Below are 19735 nucleotides of genomic sequence, written 5' to 3'. Positions count from 1 at the left end.
AACTGCTCCCCTGCGGGCTCGCTATGCTCACCCGAGTCCGCGCGCCGGCCGGCCCACCGGAGCCGCCAGCGGACGCGGCAGTTCCGATCCGCGCGGGCGGCGGCCGGCATCCGGCGTCGTCCCGACGCGTCCACCCGCCGGCGCGAGGCGCCCCGAGCAATGCGAGTTGACCGATGACTGACACCACCGACCGAGCCGACGTCTTCGTCCACCCGAGCGCCGACGTGGAGGAGGGTGCCCGGGTGGGCGACGGCACCAAGGTCTGGCACCTGGCCCACATCCGGTCCAGCGCGCAGGTCGGCGCCGGCTGCGTGATCGGTCGCAACGTGTACGTCGACGCCGGCGTCACCGTCGGCGACCTGGTGAAGATCCAGAACAACGTCTCGGTCTACCAGGGCGTGACCATCGAGGACGAGGTCTTCGTCGGCCCGTGTGTCGTGTTCACCAACGACTTCCGGCCCCGGGCGCAGAACCCGGACTGGACCATCACCCCGACGCTCGTGCGCCGGGGCGCGTCGATCGGGGCGAACGCTACTCTGGTCTGTGGGATCGAGGTCGGCGAGTACGCGATGATCGCCGCCGGTTCGGTGGTCACCCGGGACGTGGCGCCGTACCAGCTGGTCGCCGGCAACCCCGCCCGCCCGAAGGGCTGGGTGGACGCCAAGGGCGAGGTCGTCTCCCGTGACGTGGACAGCCCGCCGCACCGCGCCTGACGGGACCGGCACGAAAAAGGGGGACGGCTGGCGCCGTCCCCCTTTTTCGCCGTCGTTCAGGAGATCAGCCGCATAGCCGGCCGATCTCCTGCCGGAACCGCTCCATCGAGTTCGGCTTGTCGGGGCCGAGCAGGTAGATCTTCAGCTCGCGGCGCGCCTCGGTCATCGGGTCGTCGCCAGCCCGCGTGACGGCGACGATCTTCTCCAGCTCGCCGCAGTCCGCCGAGAGTAGGTACGCCCCCCGCGAGGTGGGGAAGTTGCGCCGGAACTCGTCCTCGGGCAGCCCGCTCGGGTTCGCCACCACGTACGGACGCTGGCTCTGCACGAAGTCCGAGACCACACTGGAGATGTCGCTGATCAGCAGGTCGGTCTGGTTGAAACAGTCGAACAGCGCCGGGGTGCGGCCGGTGACCACGAGGTGGGCGGTGCCGTCCAGCGAGGTGGCGTCGGTGTCGCCGCCGGCCGCGCCGATCGCCTCCACCACCCGGTCGTGCACGGCGCGGGCCTCCTTGGCCCGGCTACCGGTCAGCGGGTGCGGCTTGTAGATCAGCCGCACCGCCGGCCGGGCCGCCAGCAGCCCCTTGACGATCCGCTCCCCCATCAGCATCAGCGAGGTGTGGTACGGGTCGTCGTCGAGCCACCCCTCCCAGGTCGGGGCGTAGAGCACGGTGAAGGGCCGGTCGACGAACTCGGCGCCGAAGGTGTGTACGCCGGCGAGCTGGGGTCGGCCGACCTCCACAATGTCGGCGTCGAGCACTCCGACGCCGGCCCGGGCGTACCGCTCCCGCCCGGCGAGGCCGGCCACCCACACCTCGTCGTACACCTTGCTGTACGGATTGACGCTGGCCTGCTTGTCGCTGTCGCCGTGGCCGACGAAGACGTGCTTCATGCCCGGCTCGCGGAGCATGTGGATGTTGGCGCCGACGTTGGCCGCGTACAGCGTCGCCCGGACGCTGCCCAGCTCCAGGTTCATGAAGTCGACGCCGGCCGGCACGCAGATCACCGGCAGCCGGGTGTCGACCAGCTCGTAGAAAGCCTCCCGGCTGCGCATCAGCACCACCGCCGGCCGTTCGAGGGCCTCGGTCGGGGCGAGCCACATGTTGGCCTGGTAGACGTCCTTGGCGGGGCCCGCGAAGTAGAGGGCCACCTCCGGGCGGTGGGTGTCCAGCCACCGCTGCACGGCGGGCAGCAGCGAGCTCTGGCCGGCGCCCCGGCCCCGCAGCCAGGTCAGCGCGATGATGCCGCCGGCCAGCGCCGCGGCCAGCACGGCCAGACCGCCGGCCGCCAGCATCGGCGTGGCGTCGTCCCACACCGCGGTGAGCACCGCCGCCGGCACCAGCAGCACGTTGACCACGGCGAGCCGCTCACCGGCGACCCCGGATACCCACTCCGGGGGGCGCGGGGCCGAGCGCATCGGGCCGAGGTCGATGTTGCGCACCAGCGCGGAGAACGGGTTACGCCGGTCGATCATCTTGTTGAACGCCCCGGCGAAGATCGAGATGACCCAGACCACCGCCGGCAGCAGCAGGACCATGGTGAGCTGCCCGGCGGTGAGCGCGATCGTGGTGACCACCAGCAGCACGGCCGAGAGGTCCCGGGTGAGCTGCCGGTAGCCAAGCCCGAGCCCGACCTTTTCCAGCAGTGTCTCGGTGGATGTCCACCAGCGCCCCACGGCGTACTCGCCGACCACCACGACGAGGCCGGCCACCGCGAACACCGCGACCTGGCCGAACACCCCGGCCACGAGCAGGACGAAATAGAACAGGAGGAGCAGCGCGCCTCGGGCCGCGGTTCCCGGCGGTCCCATCAACTTGCCGAACAACGAGTACGCTCCCTACAAGATCAACAACTGGCTCCACCGGCGGCTACCGGCGCGGCCCCGACATCAACCGTGCCGGGTGGAGCGGTCAGGCCGGGTTGTTCTTCCTCTGCTCCTGCCGGGGACGCGGCAGACGGGTCGGGCCCGTGCGGCACCGGGACGCCACCCACCGGCGGCGCCGGCTTCACGGGTGGAGTCCCGTCCCGCGCTGCGTGTGACCTTAACGCGAGGGAACGCGCCGGTATCGCTCGGGTGCCACCGCCCCGGGACGGTTCCTCCCGAGTGTCCGCCCCCATCCGATTGGCGTGGCCACGCTCATCCCACGCGATTCGTGACAGGGCGGTCACCGGCGTGGAGACCGGCGACGCGCCCGCCGCGCGGGGCGACCGTCCTCGGCCGGCGTTCCTATACTGGTTCGGCCGCTGTTGCCAGGGGCGTCGCCGCACGTTCGGGTGCCGCGACGAGCAGGCCGGCCGCCGGCGAGGCCTGCGCCCTTCTGAAAGGACCCACGGTTTGACCACCCTGATCACCTTCGCCGTAGTCTTCGTGCCCGGCGCGCTGCTCGGCTTCGTGCTGCCGCCGGGCCGCTACCGATGGGCGGTGTGGGCGACCGCGCCGGCCCTGTCCCTCGGCCTCACCACCCTGGCCATGACCTGGCTGCCGAAACTCGGCCTGCCGCACAGCGCGACGGCGGTGCTGGCCGCCGAGGTGCTCCTCGCCGGGCTGGCAGTGCTGGTGTCCCGGTTGGTCGCCCGCGGTCTGGTCGACGCCGACGACAATGGGCTCCGGCCACCGCTGCGGGCGCGGCTCCGGCTGGCGCCGACCTGGCCGAACTGGCGGGACATGCTGGGCGTCGGGGTGCCCGCGGTGATCAGCGTGTCGTTCGGCTGGCTGCTGCTCGGCCGGCTGATCGCGCCGCCCGGCTGGGACGCGATGAACCACGGCTTCATGTCCCGGCGGATCATGGACACCGGCAGCGTGCTGGTCTCCTCTGCCTGCACCAGCGGCGCCACCGAGGTCAGCCTGTCCTGCTCGTTCTACCCCCTCGCCGCGAATGTCTCCTGGGCGCAGGCCGCCGAACTGTCCGGCGGAAAGCTGAGCACGGTAATGACCGCCTGGTCGATCCTGGTCGGCCCGCTGGCGCTGGTGGCCGGCGTCTACGCCGCCGTCCGCGCGTTCGGCGGGCGCCCGGTGGTGGCGGCCTGCGCGGCGGCCGCTCCGGCCGTGCTGGGCCCGATGTGGCTGTCGGCCGTCACCGGCCGGATCACCGAACAGACCGCACCCTGCCTGGCCGCCGCGATCGCGCTGCTCATCGCCCTCGCGGTGCGCGGCGCCCACCCGGTGCGACTGGGGTTACTGGCCGGCCTGGCCGGCGCCGGCATCGTCATGACGCACACCTACGACGTGCTCTTCATCGGAGTGCTTGCCATCGGCATGCTGGTGTGGCTGCGCGGGCGGCTGCGGCTGCGGCACACCGCTGCGGCGGCCGGCGCGATAGTGGTCGCCGGACTGGTCCCACTGGTCCCGCTGCTCGGCGTGCTGTTTGGTGCCAACGGTGAACGGGTGTCCAACCCGCCGGCGCTGCTCGGCAAGTGGAACGAGTCGTTCGAGTACTGGGTCAGCGACCCGCAGCGATACGTGCTCTTCGGCTACCCCGCCGTCGGCGGCCGGGACTTCCAGCTCGACGTACCGGCGATCCAGATCGGGCTCTGGCTCACCATCCCCTGCCTGCTGCTGTCCGTGTTCTGCCTGGTGCTGCGGCCGCTGCGCTGGGCCCGGCCGTGGCTGGTGGCGGGGCTCGTGTTCACCGCGATCGGGTTCTGGACCACCGCCTCGGACTCCGGGGCCGCGATGACCCTGTCCAGCCTCTGGTACGGCGTGCGGGAACGGGTCCGATCGATGATCTTCCCGGTCTACGGGCTGCTCGCGGTGGCCGGCGCGGTGGTGATCGGTCTCGCGGTGCGGTGGCTGGTCAGCCGGCTCGTCTCCCGGGCCACCGCGCTGCGCGGCTCCGGAGTCCCGGCGGCCGTCGCCGCGTCCGTGCTGGTGCTGACGCTGCTCGGGCTCGGCGCGATGCCCGCGAGCTGGCAGCCGCTGCGCGGGGAGTTCAAGAATCGGGCCCCGGTGGGGCAGTCCTACGTGCAGGCGTTCGAATGGCTTGCGGAGAACACCCCGCCCGGCACCACGGTCGGCTACGACCGGCACCGGGAGTTCATGAGCTGGTCGTACGCCGACTACGGGGTGCCGCTGCTGTTCGGCATCCCGCCGCTTCCCGGGCTACCGACGGAGAACTACGACCAACGGTGGGCCGCCTGGAACTGGCTGGTCGCCAACAAGGGTGTTGTCCCGGCCGGTTGCGAGGTGCGCCGCTTCAACATCAGCTACGTGGTCATCGGTTCCCGCAAGCTTGCCGGGGTGTGGAGCAAGCACTACGAGCGTAAGCAGCTGGTCGAGAGCGACAGGCTGGCCCTGGCGCAGAAGTTCGGCGGGGTCGAGATCTACCGGGTCACCGACGCCGGACGGGCCTGCCCGACCGCGAGCTGAACGAGACGGGCGGGGCGAGCCACGTGCTCGCCCCGCCCGTCGTCGTGCGGGTGGGCGCTGGTCAGCGCCCGCTGTCGGCGAAGAGCTGGCCGACCACCCGGTGCGCGGGGAGGATCCGCTGCCGCTCCACATCGGCGTCGACAACGCCGGTGAGGATGTCCAGGAAGTGGTCAAGCTGGGCGGCGAGCGGCTCCCGGTTGGTGATCAGCTCGGGCACCTCGATGACGCTCTGCTGCCGGTAGCCCCGGCCGTCCGGCGTGGCGGCGTCCGAGGAGACGTGTCGGTAGATCGTCACGTCCTTACGGAGCAGGTCGGCCTCGATCAGCCGGTCGACCTCGCTGATCACCAACGTGCGGACCTTGCGCTGACCGATCCGGCTGGCCGAGACGTTGGCCAGCGCCCCGCTGCCGAAGTTGAGCACCGTCTCCGCCACGTCCTCGGCCCCGGCCAGCGAGTCCGGGTGGAAGTGACCGAACGTGCCCTGCACACCCATCGGCTCCTCCCCGCCGAACGCCTGGATGGCCAGGTCGACGTCGTGGACCAGCAAGTCCCACGCCACCCCGGTGCGGATCCGCGGCGCGTACGGGGAGTGCCGGGTGGCGGTCAGGTGGACCGGGCGGTCGATCAGCGCGAGCGCGGTCAGCACGGCCGGGTTGAACCGCTCCAGCAGGCCGCAGAGCAGCGGGATACCGCGCTTCTCCGACATGGCGACGATGTCCTCGGTCTCGCTGAGGCTGCCGCAGACCGGCTTCTCCACCAGCAGCGGCTTCTCCGCCGCCAGCACCTGCCCGGCCAGGTCGTGGTGGAACTCGGTGGGGGCCGCGATGACCACCGCGTCGATCCCGCTGAGGTCGTCGACGTCCGGGGCCCAGTCGGCGCCGTACCGCTCGGCGGCCTGGAGGCCGACCGAACGGCGGGGCTCGACCACGCGGGCCAGCTCGCAGCGCTCGGACTGGGCGATCACGCGGGCGTGCAGGGAGCCCATCACCCCGGTGCCGACCAGGGCAACGCGCAGCGGGGCGGTCACGCGCCCACCGCCGCGCGGACGCCCTCGATCACCTGGTCGAGGTCGCTGTCGGAGAGGTGGTGATGCACCGGCAGGGAGAGGCACTGCCGGGCCACCCGGTCGGCCACCGGGGCCGGGTCGGCGACCACCCGGGGGTGCTCCCGGTAGCAGTCGTAGTCGTAGACCGTCTTCGGGTAGTAGATGCCGCAGCCGATGCCGCGCTCGGTCAGCCGGGTGATCACCTCGTCCCGCGTCACCGGGGCGGCGTCGGTGACCAGCACGGTGTACTGGTGCCAGACGTGCGACCGGCCGGGCAACTCGGTGGGCAGCCGCAGGCCGGGGACGTCGGCAAGGCCGGCGCAGAGGCGGGCGGCGTTGTCCTTGCGCCGCTTGACGTTGTCGCCGTACGCCGCGAGCTGCGGGATGCCCAGCGCCGCCTGCAGGTCGGTGAGCCGGTAGTTGTGGCCGGCCACCTCGTACTGGTAGCGCTGCCGCATGCCCTGGTTGCGCAGCACCCGGAGCCGGTCGGCGAGGGCGGCGTCGTTGGTGGTGATCATCCCGCCCTCACCGGTGGTGAGGTTCTTCGTGGCGTAGAGCGAGAAGGTGCCCAGACCGAAGCTGCCGGCCCCGCGCCCGTCGACCGTGGCGCCCAGTGACTGCGCGGTGTCCTCGACCAGGCCCAGCCCGTGCCGTTCGACCAGGGGCACGATCGCACCCATGTCGGCCGGCTGGCCGTACAGGTGCACCGGCATCACGACCTTCGTCCGCGGGCCGATCGCCGCGCCGAGGGCCGCGGCGTCGAGGCAGAAGTCGTCCTCCCGGATGTCCGCGAACCGGGCGGTGGCGCCGGCCTCAAGGATCGCGTTCAGGGTGGCGACGAAGGTGAACGGGCTTGTGACGACCTCGTCACCGGGCTGGAGGTCGAGCACCTCCAGGGCTGCGACCAGCGCGGTCGTGCCGTTGTTGACGGCCACCGCGTGCTCCACGCCGACCACGTCGGCGAAATCGCGCTCCAGCCGGGCGACCATCGGACCCTGTGCCAGCATGCCTGAGCGGATCACCTCGACCGCGAGCTGTTCAGCCGCCTCGTCCAGTTTGACGACGGAAATGGGGATCACAGCGTCTCTCCTCGGGGGTCGGTGGCAGCGAGCAGACGGTAACAGCGGCGGACTCCGGCCGGGCGAGTGGTCCGTCGCCTTCGGATTCCGAATCCAGCGTGCCAGGGTGCCTACGGGCGCACAGCCTGGGCTAGTGTAGTGCCCGCTCGGACCACCCTCACCCCTGGCAATGGGTGAACGCAACACGGAGGCAGGTAACGCATGGTAGAGACCACCACGCGGGAGGACGCCGCCGTCGCGGACATGCCGACACCGCCCGCTCCGTCGGCCCCAGCCAGCCCGCTGAGGCGGTGGCTGTCGCTGGGCGTACGGGTGGTCGTCATCGCCGCCATCGCCGCCGGGATGGTCTGGAGCGTCGTCGACCAGTGGCCCCAGGTCCGCTCCACCTGGCTCGGCCTGGCCTGGCAGTCGGTGGTGCTCTCCGTCCTGGCGGCCCTGCTGGGCATGGTCGCCAACACGATGGCCTGGCGGGCCGCCGTGGACGACCTGGAACACCGGGTGTCCGTCCCCGCCGCGCTGCGGATCTGCCTCGTCGGGCAGCTCGGCAAGTATGTCCCGGGCAGCGTCTGGGCGTACGTGCTCCAGATCGAGTTGAGCAAGCGGGCCGGACTGCCCCGGGCCCGGGCCTTCCTGGCCACCCTGGTCACCCTCGGTCTCAGTGTCACCGCCGCGCTCGGCCTCGGGCTGCTGAGCCTGCCGGCGCTGCGCAGCGCCGCTGGCGCCACCGACGCCAGCTATGCCGACTCGGTCCGGGTGGCGCTCTGGATCGTGGCGGCGCTGTTCCCGATCGCGCTGGTCTGCGCTGTGCCACGGGTGCTCACCATGCTCGTCCAACTCGCCCTCAAGGTGCTGCGCCGACCGCCCCTGGAGAACCGGCTCACCTGGCCGGGGGTGCTGCGCGTGATCGGCTGGAGCGCCCTGGGCTACAGCCTGTTCGGGGTGCACCTGTGGCTGCTGGCCAACGCCCAGGCCGCCCCGGGGATGGAGGGCCTGCTACGCAGTGTCGGCTCCTTCGCGATCGCGATGACCGTGGGCATGTTCGCCTTCCTCTCCCCCTCGGGGCTCGGCGTGCGGGAGGCCGTGCTGGTCGCCGCGCTGGCGCCGTTCCTGGTCGGCAGCGGCGGCGTCGGCGCGGCCATGGGCATCGCGCTGGCGTCCCGGCTCATCTTCACCATCGCCGACGTCGTCGCCGCTGGCCTGGCCGCCCTGTCCGGAATGCGTCAGCTGCGCCGCGGTGCCCCGGCACCGGCCACCGAGTAGCGCGACCCACGCCCGCACGGAAGGGCCCGATCACCTCGCGGGGTGATCGGGCCCTTCTGCGCGGATGCTCAGCGGGTAGCGACGCTGGTGATCCGGGTGAACTCCCGCATGAGGTCGTACCCGTCCCAGGTGGCGGCGAAATTCAGCGCGTCGCCCACCGGGACCATCCGGTCCACCCCGCGGCCGCCGAGGGCCCGGGCGAAGGCAGTCAGTTCCGCACTGCTGAACCCGAAGTGGGTGACGGTCTGGTCCCGCCGGACCACCACCGGCGCGAGGTCCGCGAGGGCCGCCACCCGCGCCTGCGGGAACGTCCCGACGCCGAGCCAGCGACGCGGAATGGCCCCCGGCTCGGCAAGGTCGACGGTCGCCAGGTCGTTGCCGTCGAAGTGAATGGCCGTAGCCGCCCCCTCGACGGCCAGGCCGTAGGTGGCCACCCGCTTCTCCACCGCCATGGCGGCGTCGACCTCCGGCCGTTTGCCGTCCAGCACGGTCCGCAGCCGGGCCAGCAGATCCGCGCGGGCGGCGTCGGCCGTCGCCCGGTCGCCGACCCAGTACATCGTCCGGGGGGAGGCGCAGGCCGCCTGGTCGAACCAGTAGGAGTCGTTGTAGAGGCCGAGGGCTGCGGCGGAGCGGTCCTGCTCAGTCGCCGCCAGCCAACCGGCCGCACCGATCACCGTGAACGAGGAGCGGTCCGGGAAGGTCAGGTCCCGGGCGTGCGGGGCGAGCGGGTGCCGGCGGATCTCGGTGACCGAACGGTCGCCGCCCCAGATGACCCGCAGGTCCGCGGCGGCGGAGAGCGCGGCGGTCACCGCATCGTCGCGGCCGTAGCTGACCATCCGCTGGGTCTGCCGGACCACCTCGGCAGCGTCGGCGAGGGTGTCGTTCAACGCGTCGAGCACCGCGTCGGCCGCACCGGCGGAGCGGGACGAGATCCGGACGACGTTGGCGTTGCCGGCCAGCGCGGACAACGCCCACGAGTAGACGAAGATGGTGTCCACATTGGCCGGGGGGACGTGGAAGACCAGCCCCCGGGGGAAATGCAGCTGACCGGGCTCGTCGGCGACCCGCTGGAGTGCCTTGGCGATCTCCCCACGTCGCAGGAAGAAGCCGAGCGAGGCCAACTCCGGGTGCCGGCGGGCGACCGCCGGGCGGAGCAGCCGCCGGGCGAACGCCACCAGGAAGTCGACCACCCGCTCGTCGCCGACAGTCAGCGGGCCGCCGGCCGGGGCCACGCGCAGGGCGGTGACCAGGTCGTCGACGGCGACCGCGCCGCCCGCCGGAAACCGCTCGACAACCTTGCTGCTCATGCTGCCTCCGCGAAGGTGTCGCTGCAACCACGCGCCTCGGCGCGGGGTAGCCGGCCCAGGATGGAGAAGCGCTTGCCGGGCCAGGCGCCGTCGTCGATGCCGTGCACGACGCCCCGGTCCTCGGTGAGCAGCAGGTGCCCCGGGTACGACCGGGGCATCGTGCTGATCACCTGGATCACGCCCGGGGTGCCGACCGGCACCTCCGCCCAGGTGTCCGGGTCCCGAACGATGATGTCGGAGAACTCGGGGCAGTAGAGCCCGCCGCCGTCCGGCCCCTCCAGGAAGGTCGTGCCGATCTGCTCGACCATGCCGTAGAAGTTGTGGATCCGGGCCAGGCCGGTGTCCTCGGTGAACCGGCGGCGGAACTCGGCATTGTCCACCGCGCGGTCGACCAGCTTCTTCCAGCCGCCGCTGTGGATCAGGATGCCGTTGCTCAGGTCGAGCTTGTTGTCGCGGGCCAACTCGTAGAGGTAGAGCCAGGTCATGAAGGTGAAACCGAAGATGAGGAACGGCTGGTCGCCGTGCTTGTCGAGGAAGGCGCGCACCGCCTCGAGGTCCGGCTGCTCCTGCTCGTCGAGGACGAAGGTGTGGTCCCGGCCGAAGTTCATCAGCCCGAGCACTCCGGCGCCCCGAGCCGAGAACGACTTACGGTTCTTGAACAGCGCCTGCGTGTCGACCAGCAGCATCGGCAGCCGCTTGGCCCCGATCACCGTGCGCAACGTGGCGGAGAGCATCTTCTGCTGGACCGCCGCGGCCTCCTTGTCGAGGAAGATCCGGCTGACGTCCCCGGTGGTGCCGGACGAGGTGAGCACCTTGAAGACCTGGTCGTCGGGGATGCTCTTCAACGTGTGGTGCTTGAACAGCCGCACCGGCAGCCAGGGCAGGTCGGCGATCCGGTCGTACCGGCGGCCGGGCAGGTGCCCCAGGGCAGCGAGCAGTCGGGCGTACTCGGGGCTGTTGGCCCGGTGGTGCTCGGTCAGCTCGACCAGCTCGGGCAACAGCCTCGCCTCGCGCGCCGCCTGGTCGAGGGTGAACAGGGTCATACCAGCGCCTCCAGGGAGCGGTAATCGATCTTGCCGTTGGGTAGCTGCGGCAACCGCTCGATGGTACGGACGTCGAAACCGGACCGGTGCAGCCTGAGCCGCTCCGAGAGCCGGCCGGCCAGCGCCTTGGCCGCGTCGTCGGTGATCTGTTCGACGAAGACGACGACCTTGTCGGGGCCGGAGACCGCCACGACCGGCCCCTGCTCGCGGGCCATCTCCTCGATGTCGTGCAGGTTGACCCGGATGCCGAAGATCTTGCCGAACCGCTTGAGGCGACCGCGCAGCCAGACGAACCCGTCGTCGTCGAGGTAACCGAGATCACCGGTGCGCAGCGTCCCGCCCTGCTCGTCGCCCCGGGTGAGGTCGGCCGCGCTCTCGGCGTAACCCATCATCACGTTCGGGCCGCGGTAGACCAGCTCGCCGAGCACGCCGGGGCGGTCGGTCTCCACGCCGTCCTCGCCGAGCACGGTGAACGATCCGCCGTCGAGCGCCGGGCCGACCGAGCCGACCCGGTCGGGCAACGCGTCCGCCGGCAGTGTGCTCATCCGCGGCGCGGCCTCGGTGCAGCCCCACATCACATGGAACCGGCCGCCGACCGCGGCGATCTTCTCGGCGAAGGCGAGGATCATCTCGTCGCGCAGCTTGCCGCCGGCCTGGGTGAGAGTGCGCAGCGACGGGTACTTCGCCGGGCTCCACCGGATCCGGTGCAGCATCTCGTAGTTGTAGGGCACCCCGGCCAGCGACGTCGCCCCGTGGGCCTGCACGGCCTGCCAGAACTCGCGGGCCAGCACCCCGCCGTCGACCACCAGCACCGTCGCGCCGGCCGACAGGTGGCTGTTCAACACGGACATGCCGAAGCTGTAGTACAGCGGCAGGCTGGTCGGGGCGATCTCGGCCGGGCCGATGGCCAGCGCCCGCCCGATCGCGGCGGCGTTGGACTCCACCGCGCCCCGGGAGAGCCGGACGAACTTCGGGTCCCCGGTCGAGCCCGAGGTCGCCAGCAGCACCGCGAGGTCGGGGTGGGGCTGGTCGGTCGACGGGCGCTCACGGACCCAGACCGGCCCGAGGGTGGGGTCGTCGACGTGGCGGTACTGCTTGGGCAGTTCGCCAGGGGCTGCGCCGGCACCCCCCTCGGCCAGGCCGACGACCAGGACCGGCTCGAAGCGCCGGACGAAATCGGCCAGCACGGCCGGGTCCAGTGCCGGGTCCAGCGGTGCCACCGGGCGGTCGGCGCGCAGCGCGCCGGCGTACCGCAGCACCGCGGCCACCGAGGTGCCGCTGCGGGCGAAGACCACCCCGGGGGCGAAGCCGGCGTACGCGGCGGCGTGCCGCTCCACCTGGGCGGCGAGGTCGGCGCCACCGAGGATGTCTCCGGTGGCGGCGTCGATCAGCCGGGCGGTCGGGGCGACCAGGTTCACGGCACGAGCCCTCCGTCGACGCCGAGCACCTGACCCGTCACGTATCGGGCCGCGTCGCCGGCGAGGAACCGGATGACGTCCGCCACCTCCTCCGGGCTGCCGAGGCGACCCAGCGCGGCAGCCGACGCCTGCCTGTCCAGCACCTCCGTCGGCAGCGACGCGGTGAGGTCGGTGCGGATGACCCCGGGCGCGACGGCGTTGACCCGGATCCCTCGGCTGCCCAACTCCCGCGCGGCGGAGCGGGCCAGCGCGGCCACGGCGGCCTTCGACGCCGCGTAGACCGACTGACCGGCCGCGCCGTACGTGCCGACGACCGAGGCGAGCAGCACGATAGAGCCGCCCCGCCGCTCGGTGCCGTCATCGGCCCTGCGTTTGCGCGCCATCGCCCGACCGGCCGCCTGGACCGCCGCGACCGTCCCCGCCACGTTGACGTCGAGGGTTCGGCGTACGTCCTCGGCGCGCATCATGCCGAGCAGGCCGCTCTCCATGATCCCGGCGTTGGCGACCAGCACGTCCAGCCCGCCGTGCTCCGCGGTGACCTGCTTGACGGTGGCACCGACCGCGTCGAAGTCCGCGACGTCCAGCCCGAGACCGTGCCCGCCGAATTCCTTGCCCACCTGCTCGGCCCGAGCGGCGTCGCGGCCGGTGATGACGACCGTGGCACCCGCCTCGGCCAGTGCCCGGGCGGTGGCCAGGCCGATACCGCGGGTGCCGCCGGTGACCAGGGCCACCCGGCCGGTCAGCTCACTCATCGACGCCGAGACCCCGCAGCATGTCGAGGGCGACCTTGAAGCTGCTCATGTCGATGACCTGCTCGGTCTCGAGCTGCACGTCGAACTCGTCCTCGATCGCGGCGATCAGGGTCATGTGGCCGAGGGAGTCCCACTGCTCGATGCCGCGGTAGTTGAGGTTCTCCACGTCGGTGCCCTCGGGCAGTTCCAGAGCGTCCTGGAAGACGGTTCGCAGGCGGTCGTTGAGAGTCATGATCGCATTTCTCCGTTGAATCAATTGGGGGTGTTCGTCACTGCCCGTCGCGGCGCTTCGCGGGCGAGCCCCAGACCGGGGCCTCCCCGCACGCCTGCGCCTCCGCTCGACGGGCGGCGTTCTCGGCGCGGACCCGTTCCGCCTCGGCCTGGATGTGCTTCTCGTCGTACCGCTGGAAGACCCGGGCCGGGTTGCCCGATACCAGACTGTAGGCCGGAACATCCTTGGTCACCACCGACAGCGGGCTGACCGTGGCGCAGTCACCGATGGTGACGCCCATCATGATCACGCTGTTACCGCCGATGAAGCAACCCTTGCCGATCCGCACGGGCTTGCGTTCGATGAGGTCGCTGCCGGAGTGGTTCTCCAGCATCATGTTGGCCAACCAGCTGGAGTGGGTGAACACCAGGCAGTTCAGCCCGATGCTGGTGTGGTCGCCGATCTCCAGACCGCCGCTGGCGTCCAGGACCGTGTTCTCCCCGATCCAGCAGTGCTCCCCCATGACCAGGTTCTCCGGGCTGACGATCTTCGTGCGCTCGCGGATCCGGGTGGTGTCGGGCAGGCCGAGGTGGCGGGCCCGCTCCACGTCGTTGAGCAGGCCGCCGACGAAGTCGTTCAGGATGCCCGTACGCAGGCGGTTGCTGCGCTCGTCGTCGGAGAACATCGTCACCCGCGCTCACCCACCATCCGCTCGAACACGTCCAGGTGCTTGCGGGTGACCACTTCGAGGGTGAAGTGCGAGTACACCAGGTCCCGCTGGCGCTTGGCGATCCACTCCCGCTCCTCCGGCTCGTCGAGCAGCCGGATCACGGCGTTCGCGAGGTCGGCCGGGTCGTTCGGGCGGACCAGCACGAAGTTCTCCCAGTTGCGCAGGTGAACGGCCGGGAAGTTGGTCTCGGTCACCGTGCCGATCGTCGCCCGACCCGACGCCATCGCCTCCAGGCTGGCGGTGCCGAAGCCACCGCCCTGCAGGTCGTGGGCCACCACGTCGGCGGCAGCGAAGTACGCCGGCACATCTGCCGACGGCACCGCGCCGGTGGTGATGATCGCGTCGCTGACACCCAGCTGCGCCGCCCGTTTCGCGAACGCGTCGAAGTAGACCTGCCCGACGATCATGACCTTGGTGTCCGGGTGCTTCGCCAGGACGGCCGGCAGCGCCTCCACCAGGGCCAGCCGGTCCCGCAGCGGAATCACGTGCCCCAACGAGACGATCAGCGGCACGTCGCCGACGCCGTGCCGGGCCCGTACGTCGGTCTCCTGGCTGGTGTCGAAGCGGCTCGGCTCCACCGCGACCGGGATGTAGTCGAAGTCAGCCGTGGTCGCGCCGTAACGCTCCGCACAGTAGCGGGCGGCCAACTCGTCCATGATGACGTAGCGGGGCTGGAAGCGGCGGATGATCGGCTTGACCAGGAACCGGTCCAGCATCCGGAACAGCGCCGCGTACTTCGGGTCCGGGCTCTCCAGGCGGGTGTGGATCGACAACAGCACCGGCACCCGGTGGCGGCGCGCGTACCGGCCGGAGATCCAGCTCAGGTCGAAGAACTGCCCGTGCTGGTGGATCACGTCCGGCTTGAACTCGGCCAGCAGGCGGGACACCCGGCGCAGGTTGCCGGGACGGGCCAGGGCGAAGGCCATGTCGAAGTCGATGGACAGACCAAGCTTCGGCATCGCCCTCGCCGGCAGCCGGACGACCCGGTAGCCGTCGCGCACCTCCTCGGCTGGCGCGTCCCGGTAGGCGGCCGTCAGGACGAGCACCTCGTGCCCGGCGGCGGCGTAGCGTTGTGCCAGCGCCGCGGCGAGATGGGAACTCCCGCCCGGTCGCGGGGGGAAGAAGTTGTTGACGACCGCGATCCGCACAGCGGTAACTCCTGTCGAGGACGGTGTGGGGGCGGGGACCGGGCCCACCGGGTGGATGGTACGGGCGGGCCGGGGGGTCTGCCGGGAGGCGACGCCGGCCTACGCTACCGCAGCGCTACAGGGATCGGCGACGGGCTCCGGCCGCGGTTGATCGACATGGGACACGGCGGCGGCGCGGGTACGGCGTGCGCCCCAGGCCGGCCCGGCGGTCGACACGTGCCCCGTGGACGCGCCGATCTCACGGGCGTCGAACGCCGCCGCGAAACGGGTGGGCCGGGAGCCCGTGCGACGACGGGCCCCCGGCGGACGGCGGTTAAGTCACGCCACCTCGGTCTTGATCAGGTCGGTCATGCCGTCGCCCACGGCGATGGTCGGCTCCCAGCCGAGCACCTCACGGGCCCGGGTGATGTCCGCCGCCCGGCGGCTGACCAGCACCTCACGCGGGTTGAACTGCGGCTCCACGTCCACGCCGACCGCCTTGATCAGGATCTCGGCGAGGGTGGCGACGGAGGTGTCGATGCCGGTGCCGATGTTGACCGGCACGTTGCCCTGCTCAGCCTCCATCGCGGCGACCACCGAGCGGGCGATGTCGTGGACGTGGATGAAGTCCATCGACTGCTCACCCTTGCCGTCGATGACCGGCGGCGCGCCGTTCTTGAGCCGCTTGACGAAGTGGTTGATCACCGAGGTGTAGTACGCGGTCGGCTTCTGGCCGGGGCCGTACACGTTGAAGAAGCGCAGGGCGATCCAGTTGAGGCCCTTGCTGCGCTGGTAGAAGCCGAGCAGGTCCTCGCCGGCCCGCTTGGAGATGCAGTACGGGGTGAGCGGGTCGAGCCGGTCGTCCTCGTGCATCGGCAACTTCTGCGGGTCGCCGTACACCGAGGCGGAGGAGGCGAACACGAGCCGCTTCACGCCGTGGTCGGCAGCGGCGGCGAAGACGTTGTGGTTGCCGACCATGTTGATGTCGATCGACTCGTACGGGTCGGCCTGGCTCTTGTTGATCGAAACCGCGGCCAGGTGGATGACGTAGTCGCAGCCCTTCATGGCCGCGTGTACGGCGCCGCCGTAGCGGACGTCCTGGTCGATCAGCTCGACGTCGCCGGTGGCCACCAGCTCCGCGACGCGGTCCCGGTCCCCCCGGAACATGTTGTCGAAGAGGCGGACCCGGTAGCCCTTCTCCAACAACAACGGCACCACGTGCAGGCCGATGAAGCCCGCACCTCCGGTGATGAAGACGGTCTGCTTCGACATGGCGGACAGTGTCCTTCCTGGGGGATCAGCGGCCGGAGGCCGTGGTGGTGACGACGTCGACCAGGCTGGCGGCGACGGTCTCTACCTGGGTGTCGGTGAGGTTGGCGTGCATCGGGATCGCCAGGTGCCGGGCGAACAGGTCCGCCGACACGGGGCACGGCGCGGTCTGGCCGTAGAGCGGCTGGGTGTGTGAGGCGTACGTGCCGAAGGTGCACTGCACGCCACGCTGACGCAGCTGGAGGGCGACCGCGCCCCGGTTCACCGCGGGGTCGAGGGTGACCACGTAGGACTGCCACGGGTGCTCGCGGTCCGGGGCCTCGAACGGCGTGGTGATCAGGTCGTGGTCCTTGAGCAGCTCACCGTAGCGGGCGGCGGTGCGCCGCTTCGCGGCGAGCAGGTCCGGCAGCCGGTCGAGCTGGGCGATCATGATCGCCGCGGCCACGTCGGAGAGCCGGTAGTTGTAGCCGAGCTCGGTGAAGGTCGGGATCGGCAGGTGGGACAGCTCGGCGCGGGTGAGCGCGCCCTCCACACCGTAGGTGTGCAGCTTGCGGGCGTGCGCGGCGAGGTCCTCGCGATCGGTGACGTACGCGCCGCCCTCGCCGGCGGTGATGCCCTTGCGGCCGTGGAAGCTGAAGGTGGCCACGTCGGCCAGGCTGCCCGCGGGGCGACCCTTGTAGGTGGCCCCGGCCGAGCAGGCGGCGTCCTCGACCAGGAACAGCCCGTGCCGGTCGGCGATGGCGCGCAGCTCGTCGTAGTCGGCGGGCTGACCGAACGCGTCGACGGCGATGATCCCGACGGTGCGCGGGGTGATCGCCGCCTCGACCGCGGCCGGATCGACCGTCCAGATGTCGGGCCGGACGTCGGCGAAGACCGGCTTCGCGCCGGCCCACATCACCGAGTGGCCGGTGGCGGGGAAGGTGTAGTCGCCGACGATCACCTCGTCGCCGGGCTTGACCCCGAGGGTGAGCAGCGCCAGGTGCAGCGCCGAACCGCAGTTGCTGGTGGTGAGCGCGTGCCGGGTGCCGACGGCGGCGGCGAAGCGCTCCTCGAACCGACGGCTGGTGGGGCCGGAGCCCGCGAGCCAGCCGGAGGCGAAGACCTCCGCGATGGCGGCGAGTTCGGCCTCGCCGACCGTAGGTTGACCGAGCGCGATGACCTCAGACATGTGACTCCCCGAGAAATTGGACCCGCAGCAGTCTAGGCCACCTGTGCGGGTCGGACGCGAATCGGACGCGCCGGGCGACTTCGTTACCATCTGTGGCCAGCGCCGGGCAGGGGAGATGAGATGACTAGGTTCGTGGTCGTGGGTGGCGGCATCGTCGGCCTGGCGGTGGCGCACCGGCTGGTGACCGACCGCCCCGGCGACTCGGTGACCGTGCTGGAGAAGGAAGCCGGCTGGGCGGCGCACCAGACCGGGCACAACTCGGGGGTCATCCACGCCGGGGTCTACTACAAGCCGGGCAGCATGAAGGCCACCATGTGCAAGGCCGGCAGCGCGTCCATGGTCGAGTTCTGCGACGAGCACGGGCTGTCGTACGACATCTGCGGCAAGCTGATCGTCGCCACCGACCCGGCGGAGCTGCCCCGGCTGCGCGCCCTGCACGCGCGGGCAAGCGCCAACGGCCTGCCGGCGCGGCTGATCGAGGCGGCCGAGGCCGCCGAGTACGAGCCGCACGTGGCGGCCGTCGCCGCGCTGCACGTCTCCTCGACCGGCATCGTCGACTTCGGCGCGGTCTGCCGCAAGCTGGCCGAGCTGCTCGCCGCCGCCGGGGCGGACCTGCGCACCCGCACCGAGGTGACCGGGGTGGCCAACCGGCCCGACGGCGTGGTGATCACCACCACCAACGGCGAGGTGATCGGCGACGTGCTGATCAACTGTGCCGGGCTGCACGCCGATCGGATCTCCCGGCTGGCCGGGGTGCCCACGCCCGTACGGATCGTGCCGTTCCGGGGCGAGTACTACGAGCTGACCCCGCAGCGGCGCGACCTGGTGCGGGGGCTGATCTACCCGGTGCCGGACCCGCAGTTCCCGTTCCTCGGGGTGCACCTGACCAAGATGATCGACGGCAGCGTGCACGCCGGGCCGAACGCCGTGCTGGCCACCGCCCGGGAGGGCTACTCGTGGGGCCGGGTCAGCCCGCGCGACGTCTGGGACGAGCTCTCCTACCGCGGGCTGTGGGCGCTGGCCCGCCGGCACTACCGGTACGGCCTGACCGAGGCGGCCCGGTCGCTGTCGAAGAAGAAGTTCGCCGCGAGCCTGGCCCGGCTGGTGCCGGAGCTGACCCCGGCGGACATCGTCCGGGCCGGCGCCGGGGTGCGCGCCCAGGCGATCCTGCCCGACGGCGGCCTCGTCGACGACTTCCTGATCGTCGAGGCGGACCGTCAGGTGCACGTGCTCAACGCCCCCTCCCCCGCCGCGACCAGCTCGCTGGAGATCGCCCGGCACATCGTGTCCCGGCTCCCGGTCGACGCCGGCCGCTGACGGCACCCGGGCGGCCGAGGCCGGCGCCGCCCGACGCCGGACGGGCCGACGCCGGACGGGGTAGCACCGGGCGGACCGACGGTGGGCGGGGTGGTGGCGGACGAGACGGCGGCGGGGCGGGGTGGTTCAGACGGGTGTGGCCGGCAGGGCCGCGTCCCGTTGCCGGGGCACGGCCGGGGCCGCACCGAGGCCGGTCGCCACGGCCTCGACGAGCACGTCGAGGTACGCCTCGGTGGGGGCGGCGCGGGCGATCGCCAGCCGCCAGTAGAGCGGCCCGACGATCAGGTCCACGGCGGTGCCGGCATCGGGGCCGGGGGACAGCTCCCCACGTTGGACGGCCCGGGCGACCAGCGACCCCCCGATCTCCTGCTGCTTGGCGCGCAGCACCGCCTGGAGCGCCTCGTCGATCTCGGGGTTGCGGGCCGCCTCGGCCAGCAGGTCCGGGATGATCTGCGAGGCCAGCGGGTGGCTCAGGGCGTGCGCCACCAGCTGGCACAGCAGGGTGAGGTCGCCGCGCAGGGTGCCGGTGTCCAGCGAGGGCAGCTTGCTGCCGGCCGCCGCGACGACGATCTCCAGGACCAGCTCCAGCTTCGAGCTCCACCGCCGGTAGATCGCGGTCTTGCTGACCCCGGCCCGCCGGGCGACCGCCTCGATGGAGAGCCTGCCGTAGCCGACCGCGGCGAGCTCCTGCATGAGCGCGCGCCGGATGGCCGTGGTGATCTCGCCCCGGAGCACCGCCGCGCCGGCCGGCGCCCGCCTCTTCGCGGTGGTCACGGCAGGCCTTTTACGGGTGTCACGGAAGGATCTTCTCGGCTGTCACGTGGGACAATGTACCGCAACGACGGTACGGTTGCGTCCCGACGTGTTGATGGACTACCTTTCCACGCAGCGACGAGGCCGCGCTCCCGGCACCGGCCACGCTCTACACCGTCG

At 71.7% G+C, this 19735-nt stretch carries 17 protein-coding genes; 4 read left to right on the top strand and 13 right to left on the bottom strand.

What is annotated here, in order from left to right; translation table 11 throughout:
* Positions 1-173: 173 nt before the first annotated feature.
* Positions 174-713: an acyltransferase gene (locus SNR22_RS22550; RefSeq protein ID WP_320068630.1), complete on the top strand. Its 540-nt coding sequence runs from the start codon at positions 174-176 to the stop codon at positions 711-713.
* A gap of 64 nt (positions 714-777) precedes the next feature.
* Here the strand turns inward: SNR22_RS22550 and SNR22_RS22545 are convergent, their stop codons facing one another.
* The gene (locus tag SNR22_RS22545; RefSeq protein WP_320068629.1) at positions 778-2535 is read right to left on the bottom strand and encodes a CDP-glycerol glycerophosphotransferase family protein; all 1758 of its coding nucleotides are present in this window, start codon (positions 2533-2535) and stop codon (positions 778-780) included.
* 510 nt (positions 2536-3045) lie between these two features.
* Between SNR22_RS22545 and SNR22_RS22540 the strand changes: the two genes are divergently transcribed.
* The gene (locus tag SNR22_RS22540; protein ID WP_320068628.1) at positions 3046-5076 is read left to right on the top strand and encodes a DUF6541 family protein; all 2031 of its coding nucleotides are present in this window, start codon (positions 3046-3048) and stop codon (positions 5074-5076) included.
* Positions 5077-5137: 61 nt separating this feature from the next.
* On the opposite strand, the gene SNR22_RS22535 is transcribed toward SNR22_RS22540, so the two are convergent.
* Together SNR22_RS22535 and SNR22_RS22530 are read right to left on the bottom strand one after the other, a co-directional pair.
* Positions 5138-6103 (bottom strand): Gfo/Idh/MocA family oxidoreductase, encoded by a 966-nt coding sequence (locus SNR22_RS22535; protein ID WP_320068627.1) that lies wholly within the window; start codon positions 6101-6103, stop codon positions 5138-5140.
* Positions 6100-7200, bottom strand: a complete 1101-nt coding sequence (locus SNR22_RS22530) for a DegT/DnrJ/EryC1/StrS family aminotransferase (RefSeq protein WP_320068626.1) — start codon at positions 7198-7200, stop codon at positions 6100-6102. The genes SNR22_RS22535 and SNR22_RS22530 overlap by 4 nt, the downstream gene beginning before the upstream one ends.
* Before the next feature lie 201 nt (positions 7201-7401).
* On the opposite strand from SNR22_RS22530, the gene SNR22_RS22525 reads away from it, so the two are divergent.
* Positions 7402-8460 carry a lysylphosphatidylglycerol synthase domain-containing protein gene (locus SNR22_RS22525; protein WP_320068625.1) on the top strand — a complete coding sequence of 353 codons (1059 nt, stop codon included), beginning with the start codon at positions 7402-7404 and terminating at the stop codon, positions 8458-8460.
* Positions 8461-8528: 68 nt separating this feature from the next.
* Here the strand turns inward: SNR22_RS22525 and SNR22_RS22520 are convergent, their stop codons facing one another.
* The 9 genes from SNR22_RS22520 to SNR22_RS22480 form a co-directional block, all read right to left on the bottom strand.
* Positions 8529-9767 carry an acyl-CoA reductase gene (locus SNR22_RS22520; RefSeq protein WP_320068624.1) on the bottom strand — a complete coding sequence of 413 codons (1239 nt, stop codon included), beginning with the start codon at positions 9765-9767 and terminating at the stop codon, positions 8529-8531.
* The gene (locus SNR22_RS22515) at positions 9764-10810 is read right to left on the bottom strand and encodes an acyl-protein synthetase (RefSeq protein ID WP_320068623.1); all 1047 of its coding nucleotides are present in this window, start codon (positions 10808-10810) and stop codon (positions 9764-9766) included. Before SNR22_RS22515 ends, SNR22_RS22520 begins: the two co-directional genes overlap by 4 nt.
* The gene (locus SNR22_RS22510; RefSeq protein WP_320068622.1) at positions 10807-12228 is read right to left on the bottom strand and encodes an AMP-binding protein; all 1422 of its coding nucleotides are present in this window, start codon (positions 12226-12228) and stop codon (positions 10807-10809) included. The genes SNR22_RS22515 and SNR22_RS22510 overlap by 4 nt, the downstream gene beginning before the upstream one ends.
* Positions 12225-12980, bottom strand: coding sequence for an SDR family NAD(P)-dependent oxidoreductase (locus tag SNR22_RS22505; protein WP_320068621.1), 756 nt, complete (start codon positions 12978-12980; stop codon positions 12225-12227). The genes SNR22_RS22510 and SNR22_RS22505 overlap by 4 nt, the downstream gene beginning before the upstream one ends.
* Positions 12973-13212 carry an acyl carrier protein gene (locus tag SNR22_RS22500; protein WP_320068620.1) on the bottom strand — a complete coding sequence of 80 codons (240 nt, stop codon included), beginning with the start codon at positions 13210-13212 and terminating at the stop codon, positions 12973-12975. Before SNR22_RS22500 ends, SNR22_RS22505 begins: the two co-directional genes overlap by 8 nt.
* 37 nt (positions 13213-13249) lie before the next feature.
* On the bottom strand, positions 13250-13876 hold the full coding sequence (locus SNR22_RS22495; protein WP_320068658.1) for an acyltransferase: 627 nt from the start codon (positions 13874-13876) through the stop codon (positions 13250-13252).
* A 2-nt stretch (positions 13877-13878) separates the two neighbouring features.
* On the bottom strand, positions 13879-15069 hold the full coding sequence (locus SNR22_RS22490; RefSeq protein WP_320068619.1) for a glycosyltransferase family 4 protein: 1191 nt from the start codon (positions 15067-15069) through the stop codon (positions 13879-13881).
* Between the two features lie 318 nt (positions 15070-15387).
* The gene (locus SNR22_RS22485) at positions 15388-16320 is read right to left on the bottom strand and encodes an NAD-dependent epimerase/dehydratase family protein (RefSeq protein WP_320068618.1); all 933 of its coding nucleotides are present in this window, start codon (positions 16318-16320) and stop codon (positions 15388-15390) included.
* A 25-nt stretch (positions 16321-16345) separates the two neighbouring features.
* Positions 16346-17485: a DegT/DnrJ/EryC1/StrS family aminotransferase gene (locus SNR22_RS22480; protein WP_320068617.1), complete on the bottom strand. Its 1140-nt coding sequence runs from the start codon at positions 17483-17485 to the stop codon at positions 16346-16348.
* Positions 17486-17605: 120 nt separating this feature from the next.
* Here SNR22_RS22480 and lhgO point away from each other — a divergent pair, with 120 nt between their 5' ends.
* On the top strand, positions 17606-18802 hold the full coding sequence (gene lhgO, locus SNR22_RS22475; protein ID WP_320068616.1) for an L-2-hydroxyglutarate oxidase: 1197 nt from the start codon (positions 17606-17608) through the stop codon (positions 18800-18802).
* 126 nt (positions 18803-18928) lie between these two features.
* On the opposite strand, the gene SNR22_RS22470 is transcribed toward lhgO, so the two are convergent.
* Positions 18929-19537 (bottom strand): TetR/AcrR family transcriptional regulator, encoded by a 609-nt coding sequence (locus SNR22_RS22470; RefSeq protein ID WP_320068657.1) that lies wholly within the window; start codon positions 19535-19537, stop codon positions 18929-18931.
* Between the last annotated feature and the right edge of the window lie 198 nt (positions 19538-19735).

The organism is Micromonospora sp. RTGN7 (assembly GCF_033804645.1).
Classification (GTDB): Bacteria; Actinomycetota; Actinomycetes; order Mycobacteriales; family Micromonosporaceae; genus Micromonospora.
The sequence above is the reverse complement of the archived record's forward strand: the minus strand, read 5'-3'. Positions and strand labels throughout refer to the sequence as shown.

What these genes read in the sequence shown, in the direction of transcription:
- SNR22_RS22550 (WP_320068630.1), top strand. Translation starts at nt 174, where the DNA reads ATGACTGACACCACCGACCGAGCCGACGTCTTCGTCCACCCGAGCGCC.
- SNR22_RS22525 (WP_320068625.1), top strand. Translation starts at nt 7,402, where the DNA reads ATGGTAGAGACCACCACGCGGGAGGACGCCGCCGTCGCGGACATGCCG.
- SNR22_RS22520 (WP_320068624.1), bottom strand. Translation starts at nt 9,767, where the DNA reads ATGAGCAGCAAGGTTGTCGAGCGGTTTCCGGCGGGCGGCGCGGTCGCC.
- SNR22_RS22515 (WP_320068623.1), bottom strand. Translation starts at nt 10,810, where the DNA reads ATGACCCTGTTCACCCTCGACCAGGCGGCGCGCGAGGCGAGGCTGTTG.
- SNR22_RS22505 (WP_320068621.1), bottom strand. Translation starts at nt 12,980, where the DNA reads ATGAGTGAGCTGACCGGCCGGGTGGCCCTGGTCACCGGCGGCACCCGC.
- SNR22_RS22500 (WP_320068620.1), bottom strand. Translation starts at nt 13,212, where the DNA reads ATGACTCTCAACGACCGCCTGCGAACCGTCTTCCAGGACGCTCTGGAA.
- SNR22_RS22495 (WP_320068658.1), bottom strand. Translation starts at nt 13,876, where the DNA reads ATGTTCTCCGACGACGAGCGCAGCAACCGCCTGCGTACGGGCATCCTG.
- SNR22_RS22485 (WP_320068618.1), bottom strand. Translation starts at nt 16,320, where the DNA reads ATGTCGAAGCAGACCGTCTTCATCACCGGAGGTGCGGGCTTCATCGGC.
- SNR22_RS22480 (WP_320068617.1), bottom strand. Translation starts at nt 17,485, where the DNA reads ATGTCTGAGGTCATCGCGCTCGGTCAACCTACGGTCGGCGAGGCCGAA.
- lhgO (WP_320068616.1), top strand. Translation starts at nt 17,606, where the DNA reads ATGACTAGGTTCGTGGTCGTGGGTGGCGGCATCGTCGGCCTGGCGGTG.